Raw genomic sequence first — 25,330 nt, forward strand, 5'->3', positions numbered from 1 at the left:
GTCAGACGGCTGCCGGGGCGTCCGGCGACCGGGCGGGCTCTGCGGCGTCGGCGGCCTCCCGCGCCTCCTGGACGGCCCAGAACACGGCCTCGGGGGTGGCCGGGCTCGCGAGCCGCACACTGTGCCCCTCCGGCCCGAACGACGCCGCCGCGTCGCGCAGCGCCTCGCGCACGCTGAACGCGAGCATCAGCGGCGGTTCCCCCACGGCCTTGGAGCCGTAGACGACGCCGCTCTCGGTCGCCCTCTCGAAGAGGTGCACGTTGAACTCCTCGGGCATCTCGGAGAAGCTCGGGAGCTTGTAGGTGCTCGCCGCCTGGGTGGTGAGCCGACCGCGGGCGGGCCCGTCGGACTCGTCCCAGCGCAGGTCCTCCAGGGTGAGCCACCCGGTGCCCTGCACGAATCCGCCCTCGATCTGTCCCACGTCGATGAGCGGGGAGAGGCTGTCTCCCACGTCGTGGACGATGTCCGTGCGCAGCAGCCGGTACGCCCCGGTGAAGCCGTCCACCTCCACCTCGGACACGGAGGCCCCGTAGGAGAAGTACTTGAAGGGCTCGCCCTGCATCCGCTGGGCGTCCCAGTGCAGCCCGTCGGTGCGGTAGTAGCCCGCGGCCCACAGGGAGATCCGCTGGAAGTAGGCCGTGTGGGCCAGTTCCGCGAACGTCATCTCGCGGTCGTGGAAACCGAGCCCGGTGACGATCCCGTCCACGAAGCGGACGTCGTCCGGGTGGATGGTGAACTCGCGGGCCGCGACCTCGGCGAGCCGTTCCCGGATCTGCTCGCACGCGTTCTTCACGGCCCCGCCGTTGAGGTCCGAGCCGGAGCTGGCGGCGGTGGCCGAGGTGTTGGGGACCTTGTCGGTGCGGGTGGGGGCGAGCCGCACGGCCTCCAGCGGGACACCCAGTGCGGTGGCCGCCACCTGGCGCATCTTGGTGTGCAGCCCCTGGCCCATCTCGGTGCCGCCGTGGTTGATCAGCACGGACCCGTCCCGGTACACGTGCACCAGGGCCCCGGCCTGGTTGAAGGCGGTGAGGTTGAAGGAGATCCCGAACTTCACGGGCGTCACCGCGAGCGCGCGGTGCACGTCCGGGTGGGTGGCGTTGAACTCATCGATCTCCCGACGCCGCCGGGTGATGTCCGCGCGCCGGTGCAGCTCGTTCCAGATGGCGCTCAGGCGCTCCGCGTGGCGGACGGGCTGCCCGTAGGGGGTGAGCTGGCCGGGGGTGTAGAGGTTGCGGCTGCGCAGCTCCGTGGGGTCCAGACCCAGCAGCGGCGCGCAGCGGCCCAGGACGTCCTCGATCACGAGCATCCCCTGGGGTCCGCCGAAGCCGCGGAAGGCCGTCTGAGAGGTCTTGTTCGTCCGTGCGACCCGGCCGTGCACCTCGATGTCCGGGATCCAGTACGCGTTCTCGATGTGGCACAGGGTGCGCTGCAGCACCGGCTCGGACAGGTCCAGGCTCCACCCGCCGTCGGACGTGACGGTGGCCCGCAGCGCGAGGAGGCGGCCGTCCTCGTCGAAGCCCACCTCCCACTGCGCGTGGTACGGGTGGCGCTTGCCGGACAGGGTGATGTCCTGGTTGCGCGTGAGCCGCACCCGCACGGGCCGGCCGGTGAGGGTGGCGCCCAGTGCTGCGACCGCCGCGAAGCCGTGGGGCTGCATCTCCTTGCCGCCGAACCCGCCGCCCATGCGCAGGCACTGGACCGTCACGTCATGGTTGTGCAGGCCCAGCACGTGGGCCACGATCTCCTGGGTCTCGGTGGGGTGCTGCGTGCTGCACTGGATGAACACCTGCCCGCCCTCGTCCACGTGCGCGAGGGACGCGTGCGTCTCCAGGTAGAAGTGCTCCTGTCCGCCGAACTCGAACTCGCCGCTGAAACGGTGGGGCGCACCCGCGAGCCCGGCCTCTGCGTCCCCCCGGCTGACCGTGGGCTGACCGCCCTGGAAGCTCCCGGCCGCGATCGCCTCCGTGAGGGTGACGATCGATTCCAGGGGCTCGTACTCCACGGCCACGGCCTGCGCCCCGAGGCGCGCGGCCTCGAGGGTCTCGCCCAGCACCCAGCACACCGCCTGGCCGTGGAACATCACCTCGCGGGGGAACAGGGGCTCGTCCCCCTTGATCCCGGAGTCGTTGGTCCCGGGGACGTCCTCCGCCGTCAGCACGCGCACCACGCCGGGGACCTGCAGCGCGGGAGCGGCGTCCAGGGACGTGATCCGCGCATGGGCGTGCGGGGCCTGCACGGGCCACGCGTGCAGCACGTTCTGGCTCCGGTGGATCAGGTCGTCCGTGTACAGCGCCTCGCCGGTGGCGTGCTCCGCCGCGCTGTCGTGGGCCACGGCGCGGCCCACCACCGGGTTCTCGGGACGATCCGCGAGCGATGTCATGAGCGCACCTCCTGGGCCTGCACGGGCTGCGCACCAGCCCAGAACTTGAGCATGGACTGCTGGAGCATGGCCGAGCGGTAGCGGGAGCTCGCACGCATGTCGTCGATCGGGGTGCCCTGCCGGCTCAGGGCGAGGGCCGCGGCCACCGCCGTCTCCCGGTTCCACGGCCTGCCCGTCAGCTCCTCCTCGACCTCCCGCGCCCGCAGGGGCGTGGCGGCGACGCCGCCCAGGCCGATCCGCGCGTGGGTCACGGCGGCGTCGTCGACCTGCAGGGCGATGGCCACCGAGACGCTGGAGATGTCGTCGAAGCGGCGTTTGGCGATCTTGTGGAACGCGGCCGTGTTCGCGACCGGCAGCGGGATGCGCACCGCGCGGATGATCTCGTCCGGGCGGCGCACGCTCTCTCGGTACCCGGTGTAGTACTCGTCCAGCGGCACCTCCCGCTCCCCGGACGACGACGCCAGGGCCAGTGACGCGCCCAGGGCCAGCAGCACCGGGGCGGAGTCGCCGATGGGCGAGCCCGTGCCCAGGTTGCCGCCGAACGTGGCGGCGTTGCGGATCAGGCGGGATGCAAACTGGGGGAACAGCTCGTCCAGCAGCGGCACCCGGTGCTCCAGGGCCCGCTCGACCTCGGAGAGGCTGAGCCCGGCGCCGATCTCGAGCCGGTCCGCGCTGACGGTGAGATCGCGCATCTCCTCCAGCCGGTCCACCGCCAGCACCGTGCGGGGCCGGACGTGACGGATGTTGACCTCCACCCCGAGGTCCGTGGAGCCCGCGACGAGCCGTGCCTCGGGATCCTCGGCGAGGGCCTCGAACAGCTCCGCCATGCGTGCGGGGCGCACGAAACGGGCGCCGTCCACCTCGAGCCGGGTGGGGCGCGCTGCAGGGGCGGGATCCTCCTGGCGACGGCGCAGCAGGTCCGTGTCCTCGGGCCGGCCCAGGGCGTAGGCGGCGTCGCGGATGGGCCGGTAGCCGGTGCAGCGGCACAGGTTGCCGCTCAGGGCGTGGAGGTCGAAGCCGTTGGGGCCGCACTCGTGGTCGGTGGCGTGCTCCTCGCCCACCGCCTCCGTTCCGGTCTCCCCCGCCCCGCCCTGCGACGCCGGTTCTGCGGGCGCGCAGCGTTCGGGGCGGTAGTACTCGGCGGCCATGGCGCACACGAAACCGGGGGTGCAGTACCCGCACTGGGAGCCGCCGCGCGTGGCCATCTCGCGCTGGACGGGGTGAAGGGTGCCCGGACCGCGCGGGCCAGGAGCCGTGCCCAGCCCCTCGGCCGTGACCACCTCCTGGCCGTCGAAGGCCGCTGCGGCGGGCAGGCATGCGTTGACGGAGGTCCACCGGGTGCGGTCGTCACCGTCGGGCCGGGCCACGAGCACGGCGCACGCCCCGCACTCCCCCTCGGCGCACCCCTCCTTGGCCCCGGTCAGGCCCTGCTCCCGCAGCGCGTCGAGCAGTCGCGTGTGCGGGGCGAGCGCGGAGAGTTCCCGCTCCCGTCCGTTGACGGTCAACCGGATGTCGTTCATGGCGCTGGCTCCTCGTGACAAGCCACCGGGTGCAGCGCGCAGCGGATCAGTGCCCAGCCGTACCGGGAGCTCGCTGGCGCGGAACCAGTGCAGTGCGTGTGTGCTCGCCCGGTAGATAGTCCGATCCGGACCCGCCGTAGGCTGTTGGGCCACGTTAGCCAGATCACATGCTCTGCCGCAAGGCGGTGGACCACCCCGTTGACGAGGGTGACACGGCTCACATACCGTGTACGGACAACAGATATATCAGATGCCGACAACCGGCAGTCGAGCCCGGGCAGGCCCTTGCCGCGGCAACGCGCTCGTCCCCGCCGCCCGATCCCAAGCCGATCCGAACGGAGTCTCCCGATGGCCGACCTGCTCCCGGAGCACCCGGACTTCCTGTGGCACAACCCGGACCCCAAGCCCTCCTACGACGCCGTGATCGTGGGCGGCGGCGGCCACGGGCTGGCCACCGCTTACTACCTGGCCAAGAACCACGGCATCACGAACGTGGCGGTGCTAGAGCGCGGGTGGCTGGCCGGCGGGAACATGGCGCGCAACACCACGATCATCCGCTCCAACTACCTGTGGGACGAGTCCGCGGCCATGTACGAGCACTCGCTGAAGCTGTGGGAGGGGCTGCCGGAGGAGCTGGAGTACGACTTCCTGTTCTCCCAGCGCGGGGTGATGAATCTGGCCCACACCCTCGGGGACGTCCGTGAGTCCGTGCGCCGGGTGAACGCCAACAAGCTCAACGGCATCGACGCCGAGTGGATCGACCCGCAGCAGGTCAAGGAGCTGTGCCCGATCATCAACATCGACGACGACCTGCGCTACCCGGTCATGGGGGCCACCTACCAGCCGCGCGCGGGCATCGCCAAGCACGACCACGTGGCCTGGGCGTTCGCCCGCAAGTGCGACGAGATGGGCGTGGACATCATCCAGAACTGCGAGGTCACCGGCTTCGTCAAGGACGGCGACCGCGTGGTGACCGTGGAGACCTCCCGCGGGCGGATCAGCACCGGCAAGGTGGGCCTGTGCGCCGCCGGCCACAGCTCGGTGCTCGCGGAGCTGGCCGGGTTCCGGCTGCCCATCCAGTCCCACCCGCTGCAGGCGCTCGTCTCGGAGCTGCACGAGAAGGTGCACCCCACCGTGGTGATGTCCAACCACGTGCACGTGTACGTGTCCCAGGCCCACAAGGGCGAACTGGTCATGGGTGCCGGTGTGGACGCCTACAACGGCTACGGCCAGCGCGGGGCGTTCCACGTGATCGAGGAGCAGATGGCCGCCGCCGTGGAGCTGTTCCCGGTGTTCGCGCGAGCCCACGTGCTGCGCACGTGGGGCGGGATCGTGGACATCACCCTGGACGCCTCCCCGATCGTGTCCAAGACCCCGGTGGAGCAGATGTACGTGAACTGCGGGTGGGGCACGGGCGGGTTCAAGGGAACGCCCGGCGCCGGCTACTCCTTCGCGCACACCATCGCCACCGACGAGCCGCACCCCCTCAACGAGCCGTTCTGCCTGGAGCGCTTCGAGACCGGTGTGCTCATCGACGAGCACGGCGCCGCCGCCGTGGCCCACTGACCGAGACCCGCAACACCCGTCAGGAGTGAATCCCCATGTTGCTGATCGAATGCCCCTACTGCGGGCCGCGCGACGAGACCGAGTACCACTACGGCGGTGAGGCCCACGTGCCCTACCCGGAGGACCCCTCCGAGCTCTCGGACCGGGAGTGGGCCGAGTACCTCTTCTACCGCAACAACCCCAAGGGCCTGCTCAAGGAGCGCTGGGCCCACACGGTGGGGTGCCGCCGCTGGTTCAACGTGGTCCGGGACACCGCCACGTACGAGATCACGGCCGTCTACCGCATGGGCGAGAACGCCCCCGAGCAGGAACCAGGAGGCACGCGATGAGCGCATCGAACCGTTGTCCCGCGTCCGTCCGTGAGGGCACGGGCATCGACCGCGGCACCGAGCTGTCCTTCACCGTGGACGGCAAGCAGTACACCGGCCACCCCGGTGACACCCTCGCGTCCGCACTGCTGGCCGCCGGGCACATCCGCTGCGGGGACTCCATGTACCTGGGGCGCCCGCGCGGGATCGTGAGCGCGGGGGTCGAGGAGCCCAATGCCCTGGTCACGGTCCAGCCGCGCACGCCGCGCGACGTCGCCGAGTCCATGCTGCCCGCCCCCACGGTGGAGCTCACCGAGGCCATGGTGGCGGAGTTCGTCAGCGGACAGGGCCCTCTGGACCCCGCACGGGACGGCGCCTACTACGACACCAGGAACGTCCACACGGACGTGCTGGTGGTCGGCGCGGGCCCGGCGGGACTCGCCGCGGCCCGCGAAGCGGCCCGTTCCGGGGCCCGTGTGGTGCTCATGGACGAGCAGACGCGCCCGGGCGGATCGCTGCTGAGCCGCCCGGAGGACGTCGTGGACGGGGTGCCCGGGTGGCAGTGGGCGCGGCAGTGCGCCGAGGAGCTCGCCGCGCAGCCCGAGGTGACCGTGCTGCAACGCACCACGGCCTTCGGCAGCTACGACAGCAACTACGTGGTGGCCCTGCAGAGGCGCACCGACCACCTCACGCGTGATCCCGGTCCCGGGGTGTCCCGGCAGCGGGTCTGGCACGTGCGGGCGGCCCAGGTGGTCCTGGCCACCGGCGCGCACGAGCGTCCGCTAGTGTTCGCGGACAACGACCGCCCCGGGATCATGCTCGCCGGGGCCGTGCGCACCTACCTCAACCGCTACGGGGTCACCGCGGGCCACCGGGCGGTGGTTACCACCACCAACGACTCCGCCTACGACCTCGTCGCGGATCTCGTGGCCGCCGGTGTGGAGGTGGCCGCCGTGGTGGACTCCCGCCCCGACCTCACGGACACCGCACAGCGCGTGGCCCGCGAGACCGGCGTGGCGGTGCGCACCGGCAGCGCCGTGTGCGGCACCGAGGGCAGCGCCGAGGACGGGCGCGTGAGCGCCGTGCTGGTCACCGCGCTCGACGCCGCGGACCAGCCCGTGGGCGAACCGGAGCGCGTCGAGGCGGACCTGCTGGCCGTCGCCGGGGGCTGGAGCCCCGTGGTGCACCTGCACAGTCAGCGTCAGGGCCGGCTGCGCTGGGACGAGGACCTCGCCGGTTTCGTGCCTGCGGGCGCGGTGCGCGACCAGCAGACAGCCGGCGCGGTCAACGGCACCCTGGACCTTGCCGGGTGCCTCGCCGAGGGTGCCCGCGCGGGCGCTCAGGCCGCCCAGGACGCGGGCTTCGCGTGCACGCCCCGGGTTCCCCACGCCGCCGCCACGCCCATCACACCCACCCACCCCCTGTGGCTGGTCCCGAGCGGGCCCGGCGCGGAGCAGGACTGGGACCGGCACTTCGTGGACCTGCAGCGGGACCAGACCGTCGCGGACGTGCTGCGCTCCGTGGGTGCGGGAATGCGTTCGGTGGAGCACGTGAAGCGCTACACCTCCATCTCCACGGCCAACGACCAGGGCAAGACCTCCGCGGTCAACGCCATCGGCGTGATCGCCGCGGCGCTGAACCAGCAGGACGTGGGCGGTTTCGGCACCACCACCTACCGGGCGCCCTACACACCCGTGGCCTTCGCGGCGCTGGCCGGACGACGCCGCGGGCAGCTCTTCGACCCCGCACGCCTGACCCCGGTCCACCCGTGGCACGTGGCGCACGGCGCCGAGTTCGAGGACGTGGGGCAGTGGAAGCGCCCGTGGTTCTACCCGCAGCCTGGTGAGGACATGGACGCCGCCGTGCTGCGCGAGTGCGCGGCCGTGCGAACCTCCGTGGGGTTCATGGACGCCACCACGCTGGGCAAGATCGAGATCCGCGGCACGGACGCCGGGGAGTTCCTCAACCGCGTGTACACGAACGCGTTCAAGAAGCTCAAGCCCGGCATGGGCCGCTACGGCGTGATGTGCACCCCGGACGGGATGGTCTTCGACGACGGCGTGACCCTGCGCCTGGACGAGGACCGCTACCTGATGACCACCACCACGGGCAACGCCGCCGCGGTGCTCGAGTGGCTCGAGGAGTGGTCCCAGACGGAGTGGCCCGAGCTGGACGTCACCTTCACGTCCGTGACCGAGCAGTGGACCACGGTGGCCGTGGCCGGTCCGAGGTCCCGGGACGTGATCGCCAAGCTCGCACCGCAGCTGGACGTCTCCCAGGACGCGTTCCCGTTCATGGCGTTCCGGGAGACCGTGCTCGCGTCGGGGGTCCCGGCGCGGATCTGCCGGATCTCGTTCTCGGGCGAGCTCGCGTACGAGGTCAACGTGTCCGGGTGGTACGGGCTGTCCGTGTGGGAGGACGTCCTCGCCGCCGGTGAGGAGTTCGGGATCACCCCGTACGGCACCGAGACCATGCACGTGCTGCGCGCGGAGAAGGCCTTCCCCATCGTGGGCCAGGACACCGACGGCACCGTGACCCCGCAGGACCTGGGCATGGAGTGGGTGGTGTCCAAGACCAAGGACTTCATCGGCAAGCGCTCCTACGACCGCCCCTCGGCCACGGACCCGCAGCGCAAGCAGCTCGTGGCCGTGCTGCCCACGGACCGTGTGACCCGCCTGCCGGAGGGCGCGCAGCTGATCGCGGCGGGCACCCCCGTGACGCCCGAGCAGGGCCCCGTGCCCATGGTCGGGCACGTGACCTCCGCCTACCGCAGCGCGGCCCTGGACCGCACGTTCGGTCTTGCACTGGTGGAGAACGGCCGCCAGCGCATCGGCGAGACCCTCCAGGCCCCGCTCGACGGCACGCTGGTGGACGTCACGATCGCCGAACCCGTCATCTACGACCCCGAAGGGAACCGCCGAGATGGTTGAGTCACCCACCACCGACATCACCGGGCTGCACCACAGCCCGCTCGAACCACTGGCCGAGGCCATGCGCGAGGGCTCCGTGGACGGCGCCCGGGGCGTGAGCCTGCGGGAGATCCCGTTCCTGGCCATGGCGGGGATCCGCGTGAGCCCCGGGACGGGGGCAGCGGAGGCACTGTGCGACGTCGTCGGGCTGGACCTGCCCGCGGGACCCGGGGACGTCAGCGGCGCCACGGAGGCCACCGCGCTGCTGTGGCAGGGCCCGGACGAGTTCCTGCTCGTGGCGCCGGACGAGACCGTGGTCCCCGCCGAGCTCGCGGACCACGAGCGCGAACCCGGTGCACTGCCGAGCCTGTCCACCCACCCGCTGATCGTGCGGCTGGCCCGGGTGCTCGCCGAGTCCGGCGCCCGCGGTCAGGTGGTGGACCTCTCCGCCAACCGGACCACGCTGGAGCTCAGCGGACCCTCGGCGCGCGCCACGCTCGAGAAGGGCTGCCCCATGGACCTTCACCCGCGGGAGTTCCCCGTGGGCCGGGCCGTGTCCACCACGCTGGGTCCCGTGCAGGTGCTTCTCTGGCGCACGGGGGAGCAGCAGTGGCGGATCATGCCGCGCGCCTCCTTCGCGCAGTACACCGCCCAGTGGCTCCTGGATGCCATGATCGAGTTCGGGTCCCCCGAGATCCCCTGACACGGGACCGGTCGGCCAGCCCGCCCGCCCCCTTTGCACCCCACCCCGAGGAGAGCCCGTGAGCACCCCGCAGCCCGTGACGTCCGCAGCGGCCCCCGGCGCCGAGCCCCGCACCCCCGAACTGGTGCTGACCCTCGACTGCCCCGAGCAGCCCGGGATCGTGCACGCCGTGAGCGGTGTGCTCCTGGAGCACGGGGCCAACATCGTGGAGCTGACCCAGTACGACGACCGCCGGGTGGGGCACTTCTTCATGCGGGTGCACATGGCTCCCACCGAGGGCGCGGCGCTGGACCAGCAGAGCCTGCGGGAGGACCTCACCCCGGTGGCCGAGCGCTTCGGGATGCGGTGGGAACTGCACGAGCACGGAGCGAAGCGCCGGGTGCTCGTGATGGTCTCCAAGTTCGGGCACTGCCTCAACGACCTGCTGTTCCGCGCCCGCACCGGGGAGCTGCCGGTGGAGATCGTGGCCGTGGTGTCCAACCACCTGGACCACCAGCGCCTCGTGGAGTGGCACGGCATCCCGTTCTTCCACGTGCCCGTCACCAAGGACACCAAGCCGGAGGCCGAGGCCCGCCTGCTGGACCTCGTGGACCGCTTCGAGGTGGACCTGGTGGTGCTGGCCCGGTACATGCAGGTGCTCAGCGACTCCCTGGCCACTCGCATGGAAGGGCGCGTGATCAACATCCACCACTCGTTCCTGCCGTCCTTCAAGGGCGCCAAGCCCTACCACCAGGCCTACGACCGCGGGGTCAAGACCGTGGGCGCCACCGCCCACTACGTCAACGCGGAGCTGGACGAGGGCCCGATCATCACCCAGCAGGTCGTGGAGGTGAACCACGCCTACGGCCCCGAGGACCTCGTGGCCGCCGGCCGGGACACCGAGTGCAAGGCGCTCTCGGACGCCGTCCGCTGGCACTGCGAGGGCCGGGTGATCCTGCACGGCGCCAAGACGGTGGTGCTGCGATGACAGGCCCCACGGCCTCCCTGGCCGAGCAGGCGTTCCAGCAGCTGCAGGACCGGCTGATCTTCCTGGACATCGCCCCGGGGCTGCCGCTCAACGAGGCACGCCTGTCGGTCGAGCTGGAGCTGGGCCGCACCCCGCTGCGGGAGGCGATCAAGCGGCTGGAGTCCGAGCACCTGGTGGTCACGTACCCGCGCCGGGGCACGTTCGCGACCCCCGTAGACATCACCGCCCTGTCCGAGATCTCGCAGGTGCGCGAGGTGCTCGAACCGCTCGCCGCCCGCACGGCGGCGGCGCGTCGTGGGGGGCGGGAACGGGAGCAGCTGGAGGCACTGGTCCAGGAGCTCTCCACGCTCTCGGACGACGAGCTGCGCCAGGACAACGCCCTGCGCTGGGACCTGCACGTGCACCGCGCGGTGTACGCCGCCGCGGGCAACGCCCACCTGCAGGCCACCCTGGAGCGCTACAGCAACCTGGCCACCCGCATCTGGTGCGTGGCCGCGGACCGGGTGCCGCAGCTGCGCGGGCACATCGACATCCACACCACCCTGCTGCGCGCGGTGCTCGACGGGGATGAGGAGACCGCCACCGAGGTCATGCGCCACCACGTGCAGGACTTCGAGGAGCAGATCCGGCAGGTGCTGTGAACCGCACCCTCCCTAGACTCGGGGGCATGACCCCACGTCCCGGACCCGCGGGCCGCGAGCCGGCCGAGCGGCGTCGTCGCCGCCCGCACCCGCCGGCCCCGGGAGGCGCCCCGCGCCCCGCGGACGACGCTGCACGTGGGCCCTACGCCCGGCACGCCCCGTCTCCGCCTGCCCCCACCGGGACGGGAACGGACGGGGTGGAGCGCACGGTGCATCTGGACGACGAGCGGTTCGTGTGCGTGCGCACGGACGGCCCCCGGGACGGCCGCCCGGTGGTGCTGATCACCGGGCTGGGCTTCGACCTGACCACGTGGCCGGAGGCGTTCGTGGACGCTCTGGCGTCGCACGGGCACCGCGTGCTCCGGGTGGACAACCGGGACACGGGGCGCTCGTTCCGCGCCACCAGCGCCCCTCCCACGGCCCGCCAGCTGCTGAGCGGGTACCTGCCCGCGGGGCAGTACACGGTGGAGGACATGGCCGACGACGTCGCCGACGCCCTGGCGGTGCTGGGCGTGGCGCGCGCGGACGTCCTCGGGTTCTCGCTGGGCGGGATGATTGCGCAGGCCCTGGCCGCCCACCACCCGGAGCGGGTTCGGCGGCTCGTGTTCCTGTGCTCGACCACCGGTGACCCCTCCGTGGGCTCGGTGGCGGCGTCCACGGCCGCGATGCTGGCCCTGCCCGGGGCCCGCACCCGCCTGTTGTACGTCCGCTCACGCATGGTCATGTCCCGGCACCTGGCCGGCCCGGGGTTCCCCGTGGACCCTGGGTACGAACGCCACCTGGCGCAGACGCACTGGCGGCGCAGCCTGGACCCGCGTCACGAGGCCTCGGCCATGCGGCGTCAGATCGGCGCGATCCGGGCCTCCGGGGACCGCACCCCGCAGCTGCGCTCGATCACCGCCCCCACGCTCGTGCTGCACGGGGACCGGGACAGGATCGTGCGCCCGGACGGCGGGCCCGCCACGGCCCGGGCGATCCCCGGGGCGCGCTTCGAGACCGTGCCCGGCATGGGCCACCAGGTGCACCCCCTGGTGGTCCCCCGCCTGCTCGAGCTCGTGCTCCCGCACCTGGCGCCATGATCTCTGGCCACCAGAACGCTTCCTGCGCGGCCCACCCGTGATAACAAGGACTCCGAGAACCGATGCGAACGCCGCCGTGCCCGGTGCCTGGCCACCGCGTGCAGAAAGTGACGTAGATGGACAAGACCCACGACCACCTGCCACGGCTGGCCAGCACCCTGGTGTTCCTGGCCTCCCTGTGGTCCCTCGTCTCCATCCCGTTCCCCCGCGGTGAGGCCCTCTACCTGGTGGACGACGCGTTCACCGCGCTCGGCGTCCCGGCCGGGCCCAACCTGTTCCTCGCACTGAGCCTGTTCATCGTGGGCGCCGCGCTGCGCCGCAGGCTGCGGATCGCGTGGTTCGTGTCCCTGGCCGTGCTGGCGGTGGAGATGCTCGTGTACGTGCTCACGGGCGTCGTGCTGGTCTCGGACTCGCTGGAGGGTGAGCTGGACGCCCTGGACTGGGTGCTGCTCAGCGTGGGCTGCGTGGTCACGCTCGCGTGGATCGTGGCGTTCGTCGTGCGCCGCCGCGACTTCCCCGCACGGATGCGCCACGGCGCCACCCGCCAGGCCCTGCTCACCCTCGTGGAAGGCCTGGCCCTGGTGATCGTCCTGGTCTCCACCGTCTCCTGGTTCATCCCCAGCCACCTGCACGGCATCGAGCACCTGTGGTTCTCCTTCCGCAGCGTCACGGGGCTGTCCCTGCCGCGCAGCATCTCCGACGGCTCGGCGGGACCGCACTGGCTCGCAACGCTGGGCGGCGTGCTGGGTGCCGCCGTGCTGTTCTACGCGGTGTGGAGCTTCACGCAGTCCGCGCAGCGCTCCGAGGTGATGGGCCCGGAGGACGAGCTGCACGTGCGCCGGTTGCTCGCCACGAACGGCAACCAGGACTCCCTGGGGTACTTCGCCACCCGTCGGGACAAGTCCGTGATCTTCTCCGCGGACGGGCGTGCCGCCGTGTCCTACCGCGTGATCGGCTCCGTGTGCCTGGCCTCCGGGGCCCCCCTGGGCCACCCGGACGCGTGGCAGGACGCCATTGCCGCGTGGCAGCGCGAGGGCCGCGTGCACGCGTGGCGCATGGGCGTGCTCTCCGCCTCGGAGACCGGCGCCCGCGCGTACATCAAGGCCGGCCTGAAGGCCCGCCCGCTCGGGGACGAGGCCGTGCTCGACACCGAGTCCTTCACCCTGGAGGGCCGGGCCATGCGCCCGGTCAAGCGCGCGGTCGCCCGCGTGTGCGAGGCCGGCTGCACCGTCACCGCCGAGCGCCACAGCCAGCTGGACGCCGCCACGATGCAGCAGATCATCGACCTCTCCGAGCAGTGGCGCGGGGACGAGGCGGACCGCGGCTTCTCCATGGCCCTTAACCGCCTCGCGGACCGCACGGACAGGCGAAGCGTGGCGGTGCTCGTGCGGGACGCCTCCGGGCAGATCGTGGCCCTGCAGTCCTACGTGCCGTGGGGCACCCGCGGCCTGTCCCTGGACCTGATGCGCCGCTCGACGCAGGCCCCCAACGGCGTCAACGAGGCCATGGTGGCCACCCTCGCCGAGGAGGGCGGGGATCTTGGCGTGCGGGAGATCTCCCTGAACTTCGCGATGTTCCGCTCCGTGTTCACCGGCGCGGACAAGGTGGGCGCGGGCATCGGCGTGCGCCTCGCGGACCGCGTGCTCACGTGGGGCAACCGCTTCTGGCAGCTCGAGTCGCTTTACGAGGCCAACGCCAAGTACCTGCCCCGCTGGGATGCGCGCTTCGTCTGCTACGACTCCACCGCCAACCTGCCCTACATCGGCATCGCCGCGGGCCGCGCCGAGGGCTTCCTCCCGGGCCGTCCGCCGCGGCCCGGTCACGATGGCGAGGCCCTGCTGACCGGGCCCGACGGCGCTCCCACCCCCCTCGCGGACCTCGCCATCGCGCAGGACCGCGAGCTGCTCACCCCGCCCCGCCCGGTGCGCCACCTCACCGAGCAGCAGCGGGTCCGCCACGCCAAGCTGGATCTGCTGCGCGAGGCCGGGATGGAGCCCTACCCCGTGGGCGTGCCCTACACGATGTCCCTGGAACGGGCACGGCAGATCATCGAGGAGGGCGCAGAGGCCACTGTCGCCGAGCCCGTCTCGCTGGGAGGGCGCGTGCGCGAGCTGCGTGACTTCGGCGGCGTCGTCTTCGCCGTGATCGAGGAGCACGACGTGCGGCTGCAGGTGATCCTGGAGGACTCCGCCGTGAGCCCCGAGCTGCTGAGCCTGTGGCGGCGCGCGGTGGACGTGGGGGACCACATCTCCGCGACCGGCACGCTTGGCCGCAGCCGCCGCGGGGAGCCCTCCCTGCTGGCGACCTCCTGGGCCATGGCCTCCAAGTCCCTGCGCCCCGTGCCGAGCGACCACACCGGGTTCACCAACCCGGAGGCGCGCGTGCGCCAGCGCTACCTGGACCTGATCGTGAACAAGGACTCCGCACGGCTGCTGCGCGCCCGCTCGCGCGGCATCGCGGCCATGCGGCAGTCCTTCATGGAGCGCGGCTACATGGAGGTGGAGACCCCCATGCTGCAGGCCGTGCACGGCGGAGCAAGCGCCCGCCCGTTCCGCACCCACATCAACGCCTACAACGCGGACCTCTACCTGCGCATCGCCCCGGAGCTGTACCTCAAGCACCTGTGCGTGGGTGGCATGGACAAGATCTTCGAGCTCAACCGCAACTTCCGCAACGAGGGCGCGGACGCCACCCACAACCCCGAGTTCACCTCCGTGGAGGCGTACGCGGCGCACGGCGACTACAACACCATGCGGGTGCTCACCCGGGACCTCATCATCGAGGTGGCCACCGCGATCCACGGCGAGCCCGTGGCCGTGCGCCCGGACGGCAACGGCGGGGAGACCCGCATCCGGCTGGACCACGAGTGGCCCGTGATCCCCGTGCACCAGGCGGTCTCCGAGGCCACCGGCACCCTGCTGACCTCGCACACCCCGCTGGAGGAGGTGCGGGCGGTGGCCTCAGCGCACAGCGTGCACTGGAGCGAGGAGATGACCGCCGGTGAAGTGGTCCTGGAGCTCTACGACGAGCTCGTGGAGGGCCAGACCACCCTGCCGGTGTTCTACACGGACTTCCCGCTGGAGACCTCCCCGCTGACGCGCACGCACCGCACGGACCCGAAGCTCTCGGAGCGCTGGGACCTGGTGGCGTTCGGCGCGGAGATCGGCACCGCGTACTCGGAGCTCGTGGACCCCGTGGACCAGCGCAACCGCCTGACGGAGCAGTCCTACAAGGCCGCCGCCGGCGATCCGGAGGCCATGGAGGTGGACGAGAACTTCCTCACCGCCCTGGAGTACGCCATGCCTCCCACGGGTGGCCTGGGCATCGGCGTGGACCGGATGATCATGATGCTCACGGGCACCAACATCCGCGCCACCCTGGCGTTCCCGTTCACCCGCCCCAACGAGCAGCGCTGAGGGTTTCCTCCTCACCGGAGACGGCTGCCGCCCACGGGTTCCTCCCGCGGGTGGCGGCCGAGGGCACCCGCCCGGTGCGCAGCAGCACCACCGCCAGCGCAGATCCCGCCGCCCCGGCGACCGTGAGGGGCATGGTGAGCAGCGTGACGATCTCCCACAGCGGCGGCACCGCGGCGCACACCACCGCCACGGCCACCGCGGCGGAGGACAGCGCCACCGGGCGGGATCCCCACGGGGCGGTCGACGCCGCCTCGACCCGACGCAGCGCAGCGGCCACCACGAGCACCACCGCCCAGCACAGCACCGCGAGGGGCAGCCGCAGCCACCACCACCCGGCCGATCCGGGGAGGGGGTCCGGGCCACCGGCCAGGAACCACACGGCCATGACCGCCACGACCAGCGGCAGGTGCCACAGGTAGATGGTCAGGGCCCGCGTGCCCACCACGGACGCGACCGCCTGCGCGGACCGCCACCGCATGAGCCTCCGCAGTGCCGGGGAGAGCACCTCCAGCAGGCACGCCTGCGCCACCCCGAGCAGCACCATGCACACCGTGGGCGGGTTGAGGTTGGTGAGCATGTCCGGCACGTAGGCCCCGGAGGCCACGCACAGCCCGAGCAGCGCGTAGCACCCGGCGGCGAGCGCCACGAGCACCACCCGGGACCGCGCGGCGAACCAGCCGTCCGCGCGGAAGAACCCGAGCTGCTGCACGAGCGGCCACACGAACACCATGTTGAGCAGCCCCCACCACTGCTGCCCGGTGGCCATCCGCAGCAGGTCCACGGCCACGGTGCCCGAGAGCAGGAACCAGCTCCACACCCACCCCATGCGTTCATGCATACGCATGAACAAGGGCGTGAGCGCCTGGCAGATCAGGTAGGCCGCGAGGAACCACAGCGCCATCCCCATCCCGGACAGCGCGAAGCCCACGAGCTCGTACGGAGCGCCCGCCACGAGCGCGGCCCCCGCGCCGAGGGCCAGAGCTCCCCACAGCACCGCGGCCGGCTGCACGAGCCGCAGGGTGCGCTCGCGCACGTACTCTCCCGCGGCCACGCCCCGCGCACGACGACGCCGCCACGCCCCCGCCGCGGCCGCCCCACCCACCACGAAGAACAGGGGCATGATCTGGAAGACCCACGTGGCCCACCAGTACCAGGGCTGCAGCGTGGGCACGAGCACCGAGCGGATCTCCCCCGAGGCGGGATCCCTGGTGATGGTGACCATGAGGATGTGGATGCACACCACCGCGATCACACACCCCACGCGGGCCGCGTCCACGGCGGGGTCGCGCTCGGGAGGCGTCATGGCGGCGTCGCCTGCGGGTGCGCGGCGCGAGCCGATGGGGCTCGGTGCCGGTGCGGGCGACGCGACCGAAGGATGGCTGGCGGGGTGCAGGGCCGGCGCGGGCGGAGCCACGGGGGGCGTGCCAGCGCGGCGAGAGGCCGACGCGTTCGGAGCAGCAGAGGGCGGGCCGGAGGGGCTTGGGGCCGGCGTGGGCGGAGCGGCGGAGGGCGGGCCGGAGGGGCTTGGGGCCGGCGTGGGCGCAGCGGCGGAGCGCGGGCCGGAGGTGTCCGGGGCGTGCTGGGGCATGGATCACACTGTAAGGCGCTGCGAGGCCCGGTGGCCCTGCTTGCGCGACTGTGCAGTCCCGCCACCTCCACGTGTTCGCCTGCACCACCCCGTGCGCCGGACGGTTCGCACCCACCTCGGGCCCCACGGGTCGAGGTGGGGAAAACCCCACCCCGACCCGGTGGCCAGCACTCGCGCGCCGCGGGCCGGGGTGTCCGTAGCGTGGAGGCCATGAGCACACGAGCCACGAACTCCACCCCGCCGTGGGACGCACCGCGGCACACAGCGCAGGACACCACGGAGCACCTCGAACCCACCGCGGAGGCCACCCGGCCCCTGCCCCCGAGCAGCCTGCTGCTGCCCGAGGAGCGGGAGCAGGACGCCCCGCGCGGGCAGGGCCGGGAGCACGGCCGGGACGACACCCCCGGCCGCCCCGCGCCCACCGGCAGGACGCGGCCCTCCGGAACCGAGCAGCCCACCGAGGCGCTGCCGGCGCCGGGAACCCGTGCGGGCGGCGTCGTCACCCACGGCGGCGCGGTGAACACCGGCGGGGGCGTGCACCATGGCGTGGGCATGAACCGCGGCGGAGGCGTGAACGGCGGCACTCCGACCGGAGGCGCGCCGACCACCGAGGCCCCCGCCCCGCGGGAGTGGCGGATGTTCTCCCCCAAACCCCTGTTCTTCGGAACCCTGGATCTGGTGGTGGACTCGGTGCTGAACGCGGCGCTGATCACCCTGGTGTTCGGGCTGCTCGTGGCGGGCATCGCCACCCTGCCGTTCCTGGGCGCGGGCGTGCTCGTGCTCGCGGGCACGGTGTACGTGATGATGGCGGCGGTGTGGCTGGAGCGGCGTCGCTCGGCGTCCTCGTTCGGCCTGGACATCCGCGATCCCCGGCGGCGGCGCAGCCCGCGCAGGGACTGGGTGCGCTGGCCCCACCAGGTGTGGCTGGACCTCAGCGACGGCTCCCTGTGGCTCGGGCTGCTCCACCTGGTGCTCACGTGCGCGCTGGGCTGGCTCGCGCTGCTGCCGTTCATCACGGTGGGCGCGGGCACCGCGCTCGCCCTCGCCCCGCTCTACGCTCCCGACGACTCCGTGGTGCGCCAGGCCCTGGCCGCCGTCGGGGACCTGCCCGAGTGGGCCGCCGTGGTGCTCGCCGTGGCCGCGGTGGTGCTGAGCGTGCTGCTCGGCCTGCTGGCCACGCTGGCCCACCGCGGGCTCTCCGCCGGGCTGCTGCGCCAGAGCGAGTCCATGCGGCTGCGCCGTGAGGCGCTGGAGGCCCGCCGCCGCGCCGAGCACGAGTCCGCCGCCAAGGAGTCAGCAGTCCGTGGCGCGGAGACCGAGCGCTCCCGCATCGAGCGGGACCTGCACGACGGCGTCCAGCCGCAGCTGGTCTCGGTGGCCATGAACCTCTCGATGGCCTCCTCCCGGATCGACACCGATCCCGCCGCCGCCAAGCAGCTCGTGGCGGAGGCCCACGGCACCACCAAGGCCGCGATCACGGAGCTGCGCCGCCTCGCCCGCGGCTTCCACCCCGCTGTGCTCGAGGACCGCGGGCTCGACGCCGCCCTGTCCGCCGTGGCCGCGCAGGCCCCGTTCCCCGTGGACGTCTCCGTGACGGTCCCCCGGCTGGAGCCGCGCACCGAGGCCGCCATCTACTTCGCGGTCTCCGAGAGCCTCACCAACGCCGTCAAGTACTCCGGCACCCTCTCTGCGGACGTGGCCGTGTCCCTGCAGAACGGCGCGGCCCCCGGCACGAGCGTGGTGGTGGCCGGTGTCCGCGACTTCGGCCGCGGCGGCGCCCGGGTGGTCCCCGGCGGCGGCCTGTCCGGGATCCAGGACCGCATCCGCTCCGCGGGCGGCCGGTTCTTCGTGGACTCCCCGGCCGGCGGCCCCACGGAGATCATCGTGGAGCTGCCCCTCACCGGCCCCACCGCGCCCCGCACCGCGCGGAGCACAGCCGGCACGGACCACGCCGCTCACCACGGGGGCGCGAGCGCACCGGGCACCTCCGGTGGGCCGGGGCAGGGAACGGGCGGGGCGGCGTCGTCGTACCCCGCGGCCGGAAACGCGTACCCCACAGCGGGAGAGGAGTACTGAGATGCGCATCGTGATCGCCGAGGACGCCGTGCTGCTGCGCGCCGGACTGGTGCGCCTGCTCACGGACGCCGGGCACCAGGTGGTGGCCGAGACGGACACCGCCGAGGGACTTGTGAAGGCCGTGGAGGAGCACCGCCCGGACTTCGCCCTGGTGGACGTGCGGCTGCCGCCCACGTTCAGCGACGAGGGCATCCGCGCCGCCGTGCTCATCCGCTCCGCCCACCCGGAGGTGGCCGTGCTGGTGCTGTCCCAGTACGTGGAGGAGCGCTACGCGTCCGAGCTGATCGCGTCCCGTCGCGAGGGCCTGGGCTACCTGCTCAAGGACCGTGTGGCGGACGTGGACCAGTTCCTCGAATCGGTGCAGACCGTGGGTTCCGGTGGCACCGTGCTGGACCCGGAGGTGCTCACCCAGATCCTGGTGCGCTCCCGGCGCCGCGAGGACATGGAGCTGCTGTCCCCGCGCGAACGCGAGGTGCTGGGCCTCATGGCGCAGGGGCTGTCCAACGCCTCGATCGCCGCGAACCTCTACCTCACCGAGTCGGCCGTGGAGAAGCACATCGGCTCGATCTTCGCCAAGTTGGGCGTCATCTGCGAGACCGGCAACCGCAGGGTCCTGGCCGTTCTCAAGTACCTCGGCTACTCGGACCACTCTCTCTAGGACACGTCATGAGCACACAGTTTCCCGATCCCTCATCCTCTTCCTCCTCGACGACGCCGCCCGCGGGCCTTCCCGGCGACGGCCGCCCTCCGCAGGACCTCCCGAACGCGGCGCCGCTCGGCGCGGGGCACCTCAGCGGGGCGTCCCACGAGCCCCACGACCGTCCCATGTCCCGCGGCGAGCGCCGCGCGTGGAACACCGCGACCGCCGTCCTCGGCGGGGTGGTTGCCCTCGGGCTGGTCCTGGGCGGCGCCGGGACGGCGGCGGCGCTGGCCCTGACGCAGGAGCGCGACGGTTCCTGGACCGCAGCCTCCGCCATCAAGAAGATCCGCGTGGACACCCGCACCGCCACGGTGAACGTCACCACGAGCCCCACCGTGGAGCACGTGGAGGTGCAGTGGCACGAAACTGGCTGGTGGCTGCCCGATCACCAGATCACCCCCACGGTCGAGAACGGCGTGCTGAGCCTGGACGCCGTGCCACAGGAGGAGTCCGCGTGGGCCACCGGTCCCCGGCAGATCTCGGTGGTCGTCCCGCAGGACGCCCCCGCAGCCTCCCTGGATATCTCCAGCACGAGCGGCGCAGTGAACGTGCAGGGTACCTACCAGGACGTCTCCGCCTTCTCCGAGATGGGCTCGGTCACGGCCACGGACGTCAAGGCCTCCGTGCTGGACGCCCGGGCGACCACCGGGCAGGTGGTGCTGGACGGGGTGCGTGTGAAGAACCGCCTTGACGCCCACGTGACATTGGGGATGGCGCTCGTCGAGGCCCAGGGCCCCGCCCCGCACCGCACCTCCGTCACCGCGACCACCGGCGCGTACGGGGTGGACATGCCCGGCGCGGACTACTGGTACCCGCAGAGCAGCCAGCACGACGTCGCGGATCCCCACCATCCGCGCACGACCACCCCCGGTGGCTCCGAGTACGCCGGGAATTCGTGGGGCAACGGTGACTCGTGGAACTCGGACGAGGGCCTGCAGGCCGCCACCCAGGGCGGGGCGCGGAGCACCGAGTACGACGCGGACTCCAAGTGCGACGCCGCGCCCAAGGGCCGGCCCTGCCTGTTCCTGAAGGGGACGCCGGTGGACGTGCGGGACTCCGGAACCGTGGACTCGCGGAACGGCGACTGGCAGGAGCCCACGGAGAACTCCCCCGGTTCCCTGAGGTCGTCGGATTCCCCCCGTTCCTCGGGCTCCCCGACCCCGGCAGTGACCACCGCTCCGGCCCGGGAGCAGTAGATCTCCCGTCCGGGGCGTACGGGCCCCGGACGGGCGCCCCGCGGCACCGCTGACCAGGCGGGCCGCGGGGCTTTTCCCTGTCCGCTTCCCGCCCCGCGCCACGCCCGTTCCCCGCCGGTCGTGCGGGCCCGCCCCCCGTTCATGGTGCGGGACCGCCCCCATCGGTCGCGCGGGCCCGCCCTGGGAGACGGAGGCGGCCGGGCGGCGTCGTCCTGCGGCGAGGCGCGGGCCGGCCCCACGAGGCGAAGGCGGGCGCGCGGCGTCGTCCCGCGGCCGGGCCCTGGCGGGAGGGGAAGCACCGGTGACCCCGGATGACGGGGACCGTGGCGCGCCCCGTAACTTGGTCGGGTGACCTCCACCGATCCCGCAGCCCTGGACCGGACGCGCATCCGCCGCGCCCGGCTCGCCGCGTCCCTGTTCTTCCTGACCAACGGCGCGATCTTCTCCAACCTGCTGCCGCGGCTGCCCGAGATCAAGGACATGTTCGAGCTCTCGAACGCCGCGTACGGACTCGCGGTGATCGCGTTCCCGATCGGCGGGGTAGTGGCCGGTCCGCTGCCTGCCCCCGTGCTGCGGCGCTTCGGGACGGCCCGCACCGCCGCAGTAGGCTCCGTGCTCCTGGCCGCGGCCGTGTTCGTGGCCGGGTCCGTTCCCGTGCTCGCGGTGTTCGGCGCGGGGCTGTTCATCGCCGGGGTGCTGGACGCCGTGGTGGACACCGCCCAGAACGCGCAGGGCCTGCGGGTCCAGCGTCTCGCGGGCACGTCCATGATCAACTCCATGCACGCACTGTGGAGCGTGGGTGCCGTGATCGGCGGGCTCATGGGCACCACGGCCGCGGCCCTGCACGTCCCCCTGGTGTGGCACTTCCTCACGAGCGCCGTCCTGTTCTCCGCGGTGGCCGTGGTGGCGCTGCGCTGGGCGGTCCCGGACGACCACGAGGCCCACGCCGCCGCCCAGGCCGAGAACGTCCCCGTGGACACCGCCGGCCTCCCCCGCCTGCCCAAAAGCACGGGCGCCGCCCTGCTCGCCCTGCTGCCCATCGCCGTGGTCGCGATGTCCGGGGTGCTCGTGGAGGACGTGGGCTCCAACTGGTCCGCCGTGTACCTGCGGGACGCGCTCACCGCGCCGGTGGCCATGGTGGGGCTGGGCTACGTGAGCCTCGTGGGCGCCCAGTTCGTGGGTCGCATCCTGGGGGACAGGCTCATCGACGCGCTCGGTGCCGTGCGGGTCACCCGCATCGGCGGGGTGCTGATCTTCGTGGGCCTGGGCGCCGTGGCGCTCGCCCCCGCCCCCTGGCTAGCCCTGGTGGGCTTCGCCCTGGCCGGGTTCGGCTGCGCCACCATGGTCCCCACCGCCTACGCCGCCGCGGACCACGCGCCGGGCCTGAAGCCGGGCACGGGGCTCACGCTCGTGAGCTGGTGCATGCGCATCGTCTTCGTGGCCTCCCCGCCGCTCGTGGGCCTGCTCGCGGACGCCGTGGGACTGCGCACCGCGCTGCTCGTCTTCCCGCTCATGGGCGTGCTGGCGTTCTGCTTCGCCGGTGCCCTGCGCGTGCGCGCCCGCTCCTGAGCCGAGCGTGTCCGTGCTCGGGGTCATACTGGGGTCATGACTTCACCGTTCGGTCAGACCCGTTCCGAGCAGGGCCCGTCCCTACTCCGCTCCGGCTACCTCTTCGCCTCCCGCGCACGACGCCGCGCGGGCCTCTCCTCCGACTCGGGGTGCCCCGTCCGCATGCCTCTGCTGGGCAAGCAGACCGTCCTGGTCCGCGGCGAGGAGGGCGTCAAGCTCTTCTACGACACCTCCCGCGTGCGGCGCCACGGCGCCATGCCCGGAGTCGTGCAGGGGCCGCTCTTCGGTGCGGGCGCCGTGCACGGGCTGGACGGCGAGGCCCACCGGGTGCGCAAGAACCAGCTCGCGGACATGGCCTACGAGGACGAGCGCGTGGCGGCCTACAAGCCCTTCGTGGCGGAGGAGCTCGAGAACCTCGTCGCGCGGTGGAAGGACGGCGACAACGTCTACGACAGCACCGCCATCGCCTTCGGCCGCGCGTCCTTCCGGTGGGCCGGTCTGCAGTGGGGCGTGCCGGAGATGGACCGCTGGGCCCGCCGCATGAGCCGCCTGCTGGACACCTTCGGGCGCCCCGCCACGCACCTGGTGTCCCGGCTGGACCGGATCTCCCTGGACCGCCGCTTCGCCGCGCTCATCAAGGACGTGCGCGCGGGCAAGGTCAACGCACCCGAGGACTCCGTGCTCGCGCACATGGCCGCCCTGGTGGACGAGCACGGCGAGCTGGTGGACGCGAAGACCGCGGGCATCGAGCTGCAGAACCTCACCCGCCCGAACGTGGCCGTGGCCCGCTTCGCCGCGTTCGCGGCCACCGCCCTGGTGGAGCACCCTGAGTGGGTCGAGCGCATCCGCGCCGCCTCCGAGCAGCGCGGCGGCACCCTGCTGGACGTCCCCGAGGCCGTGGCCTTCGCGCAGGAGGTCCGCCGCGTCTACCCGTTCGTGCCCATGCTCCCCGCGGAGGTCACACAGGACACCGAGATCCAGGGCTGCCCCGTGCACAAGGGGGAGCGCGTGGTCCTGGACATCCTGGGCACCAACACGGATCCGACGTCCTGGGACCGCGCGGCCACGTTCGACCCCGAGCGCTTCCTGGGGGTCGAGGACGCCGAGGCGATCACCACGTTCATCCCCCAGGGCGGCGCTGAGGTCCGCACGGGCCACCGCTGCCCCGGCGAGAAGATCGCGGTCACGTCCCTCTCCGCCGCCGTGGTGGCGCTGTGCCGGCCGGAGGTCCAGCTGCCGAGCGACCAGGACGACCTCACGTTCTCGTGGACCCACATGCTGACCCGCCCGGTCACCGGGGTGCGGGTCCGCACCACCCGCTGAGCGCGGTGGCGCCGGGCCCACACGGTCCCGGCGCCGCCCCAGCACGCACCGCCCCGCCACGCACGGCCCCGGACGACGCCGCCGGGCGGCTCGCGCGGGTCTTTCACGAGGGTGCCCCACGTGGCGTGGAAGCCCCACGTGGGGGTCTTGCGTTGGAGTCTCGCGGCGGCGTCGTGGCCCGGGACCAGGGGCCGGGCCGCCTCAGATCAGGCCGCGCAGGATGCCCTTCCAGTACAGGGCGGGCTGCAGCCAGCGGTCGAAGAGGAACGTCCACGGGCGAGGGTTGGCGAGGTCCCGCACGCCGAACGAGGGCTCCGGGCGCAGCTGCCGGTCCACCTCCGCGAGCAGCAGCGTGCGCCGGGACAGGGCGATGGGTGCCACGGTGTAGCCGTCGTAGCGCTGGAACTGTGCCGGGCCCGCCGCGAAGAGGTTGTGCACGAGCACCGGGCTCTGGCTGCGGATGGCCCCGCCGGAGGACATCACGCCCAGCCCGGCGGCGTCCCCGAGGGACCACACGTGCGGGAAGCGGACGTGCCGCAGCGTCTCGGGGTCCACGGCCACCCGGCCCGCCCCGCCGTCGTCCGCGAGCCCGCTGTCCACGATCCACGCCGGGGCGCGGTGCGGGGGAACCACGTGCAGGGCGTCGTACTCCACTGTTTCCGGCGCCCCGTTGCGGGTGATGCGCAGAGCCCTGGCCTCCGGGTCCACGGACTCGATGCGAGCGTCCAGGACGGCCTCCACGCCGTAGCGCCGCAGGGCGTCCGCGATGTGCCCGGCCACCCGGGGCTCCGGGAACAGCTCGGGCGCCTCCACGACCACCCGCACGCGGAGGTCCTCCAGCACCCCGGTGCGGCGCCAGTGGTCGCACGCCATGAACAAGGGCTTGTAGCCCACACCGCCGCACGCGGCATCGTCGAAACGCACCGTGAACACTGCCGTGCCCCCGCGCAGCCCAGACATCAGGTCCCAGGTCTTGGGCGCGAGCTGCGTGATGTAGTTGGAGGCAGCGTGCGGGCCGTTAAGGGCTTCGGTCAGGCCGGGCACGCGGTCGAGGTCCGGGGCGATGCCGGGGGCCACCACGAGGTCGCCGTAGTCCAGCTCGGTGCCGTCGTCGAGCGCCACCGTGCGGGCCTGCGGATCCACCCGCGTGACACGGGCACGGAGCCACCGGGCTCCGGAGGGCATGTACCGCCGCTGGGCCTTGCACACGCTGCTCAGACCGGCCATGCCCGACCCCACGTAGGAGAGCAGAGGGCTATAGGTGTGGGTGGGGCTCGGCTCCACCACGGTCACCCGCGCCGTTTCGCCCGTCCTCCGGCGCAGGATCCGCGCCGCACAGCTCAACCCGGCGTTGCCGCCCCCGATGACCACGATCTCGCGCACGCGCAC

General features: G+C 72.8%; 17 protein-coding genes. 13 read left to right on the plus strand and 4 right to left on the minus strand.

Annotated features, from left to right (window positions below; genetic code table 11):
* Position 1: 1 nt before the first annotated feature.
* Both xdhB and DNL27_RS11555 read right to left on the minus strand, forming a co-directional pair.
* Positions 2–2,380, minus strand: a complete 2,379-nt coding sequence (xdhB, locus tag DNL27_RS11550) for a xanthine dehydrogenase molybdopterin binding subunit (protein WP_112235634.1) — start codon at positions 2,378–2,380, stop codon at positions 2–4.
* Positions 2,377–3,900: a xanthine dehydrogenase small subunit gene (locus tag DNL27_RS11555; protein WP_012399211.1), complete on the minus strand. Its 1,524-nt coding sequence runs from the start codon at positions 3,898–3,900 to the stop codon at positions 2,377–2,379. Before DNL27_RS11555 ends, xdhB begins: the two co-directional genes overlap by 4 nt.
* Before the next feature lie 348 nt (positions 3,901–4,248).
* On the opposite strand from DNL27_RS11555, the gene DNL27_RS11560 reads away from it, so the two are divergent.
* From DNL27_RS11560 to lysX, 8 genes are all read left to right on the plus strand, one after another.
* Positions 4,249–5,466: a sarcosine oxidase subunit beta family protein gene (locus DNL27_RS11560; protein ID WP_112235635.1), complete on the plus strand. Its 1,218-nt coding sequence runs from the start codon at positions 4,249–4,251 to the stop codon at positions 5,464–5,466.
* A 35-nt stretch (positions 5,467–5,501) separates the two neighbouring features.
* Entirely contained in the window at positions 5,502–5,795 is a 294-nt protein-coding gene (locus DNL27_RS11565; RefSeq protein WP_012399213.1) for a sarcosine oxidase subunit delta, read from the plus strand.
* Positions 5,792–8,704, plus strand: a complete 2,913-nt coding sequence (locus DNL27_RS11570) for a sarcosine oxidase subunit alpha family protein (protein ID WP_112235636.1) — start codon at positions 5,792–5,794, stop codon at positions 8,702–8,704. The genes DNL27_RS11565 and DNL27_RS11570 overlap by 4 nt, the downstream gene beginning before the upstream one ends.
* Complete coding sequence (locus DNL27_RS11575) at positions 8,697–9,386, plus strand: sarcosine oxidase subunit gamma (protein WP_012399215.1); 690 nt, start codon at positions 8,697–8,699, stop codon at positions 9,384–9,386. Before DNL27_RS11570 ends, DNL27_RS11575 begins: the two co-directional genes overlap by 8 nt.
* A 58-nt stretch (positions 9,387–9,444) precedes the next feature.
* Positions 9,445–10,353, plus strand: a complete 909-nt coding sequence (gene purU, locus DNL27_RS11580) for a formyltetrahydrofolate deformylase (protein ID WP_112235637.1) — start codon at positions 9,445–9,447, stop codon at positions 10,351–10,353.
* Positions 10,350–10,994 (plus strand): GntR family transcriptional regulator, encoded by a 645-nt coding sequence (locus tag DNL27_RS11585; RefSeq protein WP_012399217.1) that lies wholly within the window; start codon positions 10,350–10,352, stop codon positions 10,992–10,994. The genes purU and DNL27_RS11585 overlap by 4 nt, the downstream gene beginning before the upstream one ends.
* 26 nt (positions 10,995–11,020) lie before the next feature.
* Positions 11,021–12,073, plus strand: coding sequence for an alpha/beta fold hydrolase (locus tag DNL27_RS11590; protein ID WP_239494375.1), 1,053 nt, complete (start codon positions 11,021–11,023; stop codon positions 12,071–12,073).
* A 116-nt stretch (positions 12,074–12,189) separates the two neighbouring features.
* Complete coding sequence (gene lysX / locus DNL27_RS11595) at positions 12,190–15,489, plus strand: bifunctional lysylphosphatidylglycerol synthetase/lysine--tRNA ligase LysX (protein WP_112235639.1); 3,300 nt, start codon at positions 12,190–12,192, stop codon at positions 15,487–15,489.
* Here lysX and DNL27_RS11600 read toward each other — a convergent pair.
* Positions 15,464–16,792, minus strand: coding sequence for an acyltransferase (locus tag DNL27_RS11600; RefSeq protein WP_112235640.1), 1,329 nt, complete (start codon positions 16,790–16,792; stop codon positions 15,464–15,466). The two genes, lysX and DNL27_RS11600, sit on opposite strands and share 26 nt — an antisense overlap.
* Positions 16,793–17,287: 495 nt before the next feature.
* Here DNL27_RS11600 and DNL27_RS11610 point away from each other — a divergent pair, with 495 nt between their 5' ends.
* From DNL27_RS11610 to DNL27_RS11630, 5 genes are all read left to right on the plus strand, one after another.
* Positions 17,288–19,153, plus strand: coding sequence for a sensor histidine kinase (locus DNL27_RS11610; protein WP_239494378.1), 1,866 nt, complete (start codon positions 17,288–17,290; stop codon positions 19,151–19,153).
* A gap of 1 nt (position 19,154) precedes the next feature.
* On the plus strand, positions 19,155–19,811 hold the full coding sequence (locus tag DNL27_RS11615) for a response regulator transcription factor (RefSeq protein WP_012399222.1): 657 nt from the start codon (positions 19,155–19,157) through the stop codon (positions 19,809–19,811).
* Positions 19,812–19,819: 8 nt separating this feature from the next.
* Entirely contained in the window at positions 19,820–21,049 is a 1,230-nt protein-coding gene (locus DNL27_RS11620) for a DUF4097 family beta strand repeat-containing protein (protein WP_112235641.1), read from the plus strand.
* Positions 21,050–21,397: 348 nt separating this feature from the next.
* Positions 21,398–22,618, plus strand: a complete 1,221-nt coding sequence (locus tag DNL27_RS11625; RefSeq protein WP_112235642.1) for an MFS transporter — start codon at positions 21,398–21,400, stop codon at positions 22,616–22,618.
* A 36-nt stretch (positions 22,619–22,654) separates the two neighbouring features.
* On the plus strand, positions 22,655–23,941 hold the full coding sequence (locus tag DNL27_RS11630; RefSeq protein ID WP_112235643.1) for a cytochrome P450: 1,287 nt from the start codon (positions 22,655–22,657) through the stop codon (positions 23,939–23,941).
* 201 nt (positions 23,942–24,142) lie between these two features.
* Here DNL27_RS11630 and DNL27_RS11635 read toward each other — a convergent pair whose 3' ends face one another.
* Positions 24,143–25,324, minus strand: a complete 1,182-nt coding sequence (locus tag DNL27_RS11635; RefSeq protein ID WP_112235841.1) for an NAD(P)/FAD-dependent oxidoreductase — start codon at positions 25,322–25,324, stop codon at positions 24,143–24,145.
* Between the last annotated feature and the right edge of the window lie 6 nt (positions 25,325–25,330).

It is taken from the genome of Kocuria sp. BT304 (genome assembly GCF_003290245.1).
GTDB lineage: Bacteria > Actinomycetota > Actinomycetes > Actinomycetales > Micrococcaceae > Kocuria > Kocuria rhizophila_A.

Bases quoted from the DNA above. Each gene is read 5' to 3' on its own strand.
- DNL27_RS11555 (WP_012399211.1), bottom strand. From the start codon at position 3,900: ATGAACGACATCCGGTTGACCGTCAACGGACGGGAGCGGGAACTCTCC.
- DNL27_RS11570 (WP_112235636.1), top strand. From the start codon at position 5,792: ATGAGCGCATCGAACCGTTGTCCCGCGTCCGTCCGTGAGGGCACGGGC.
- DNL27_RS11560 (WP_112235635.1), top strand. From the start codon at position 4,249: ATGGCCGACCTGCTCCCGGAGCACCCGGACTTCCTGTGGCACAACCCG.
- DNL27_RS11585 (WP_012399217.1), top strand. From the start codon at position 10,350: ATGACAGGCCCCACGGCCTCCCTGGCCGAGCAGGCGTTCCAGCAGCTG.
- xdhB (WP_112235634.1), bottom strand. From the start codon at position 2,380: ATGACATCGCTCGCGGATCGTCCCGAGAACCCGGTGGTGGGCCGCGCC.
- DNL27_RS11575 (WP_012399215.1), top strand. From the start codon at position 8,697: ATGGTTGAGTCACCCACCACCGACATCACCGGGCTGCACCACAGCCCG.
- DNL27_RS11565 (WP_012399213.1), top strand. From the start codon at position 5,502: ATGTTGCTGATCGAATGCCCCTACTGCGGGCCGCGCGACGAGACCGAG.
- DNL27_RS11630 (WP_112235643.1), top strand. From the start codon at position 22,655: ATGACTTCACCGTTCGGTCAGACCCGTTCCGAGCAGGGCCCGTCCCTA.
- lysX (WP_112235639.1), top strand. From the start codon at position 12,190: ATGGACAAGACCCACGACCACCTGCCACGGCTGGCCAGCACCCTGGTG.
- DNL27_RS11600 (WP_112235640.1), bottom strand. From the start codon at position 16,792: ATGACGCCTCCCGAGCGCGACCCCGCCGTGGACGCGGCCCGCGTGGGG.
- DNL27_RS11620 (WP_112235641.1), top strand. From the start codon at position 19,820: ATGAGCACACAGTTTCCCGATCCCTCATCCTCTTCCTCCTCGACGACG.
- DNL27_RS11590 (WP_239494375.1), top strand. From the start codon at position 11,021: ATGACCCCACGTCCCGGACCCGCGGGCCGCGAGCCGGCCGAGCGGCGT.
- DNL27_RS11615 (WP_012399222.1), top strand. From the start codon at position 19,155: ATGCGCATCGTGATCGCCGAGGACGCCGTGCTGCTGCGCGCCGGACTG.
- DNL27_RS11610 (WP_239494378.1), top strand. From the start codon at position 17,288: ATGAGCACACGAGCCACGAACTCCACCCCGCCGTGGGACGCACCGCGG.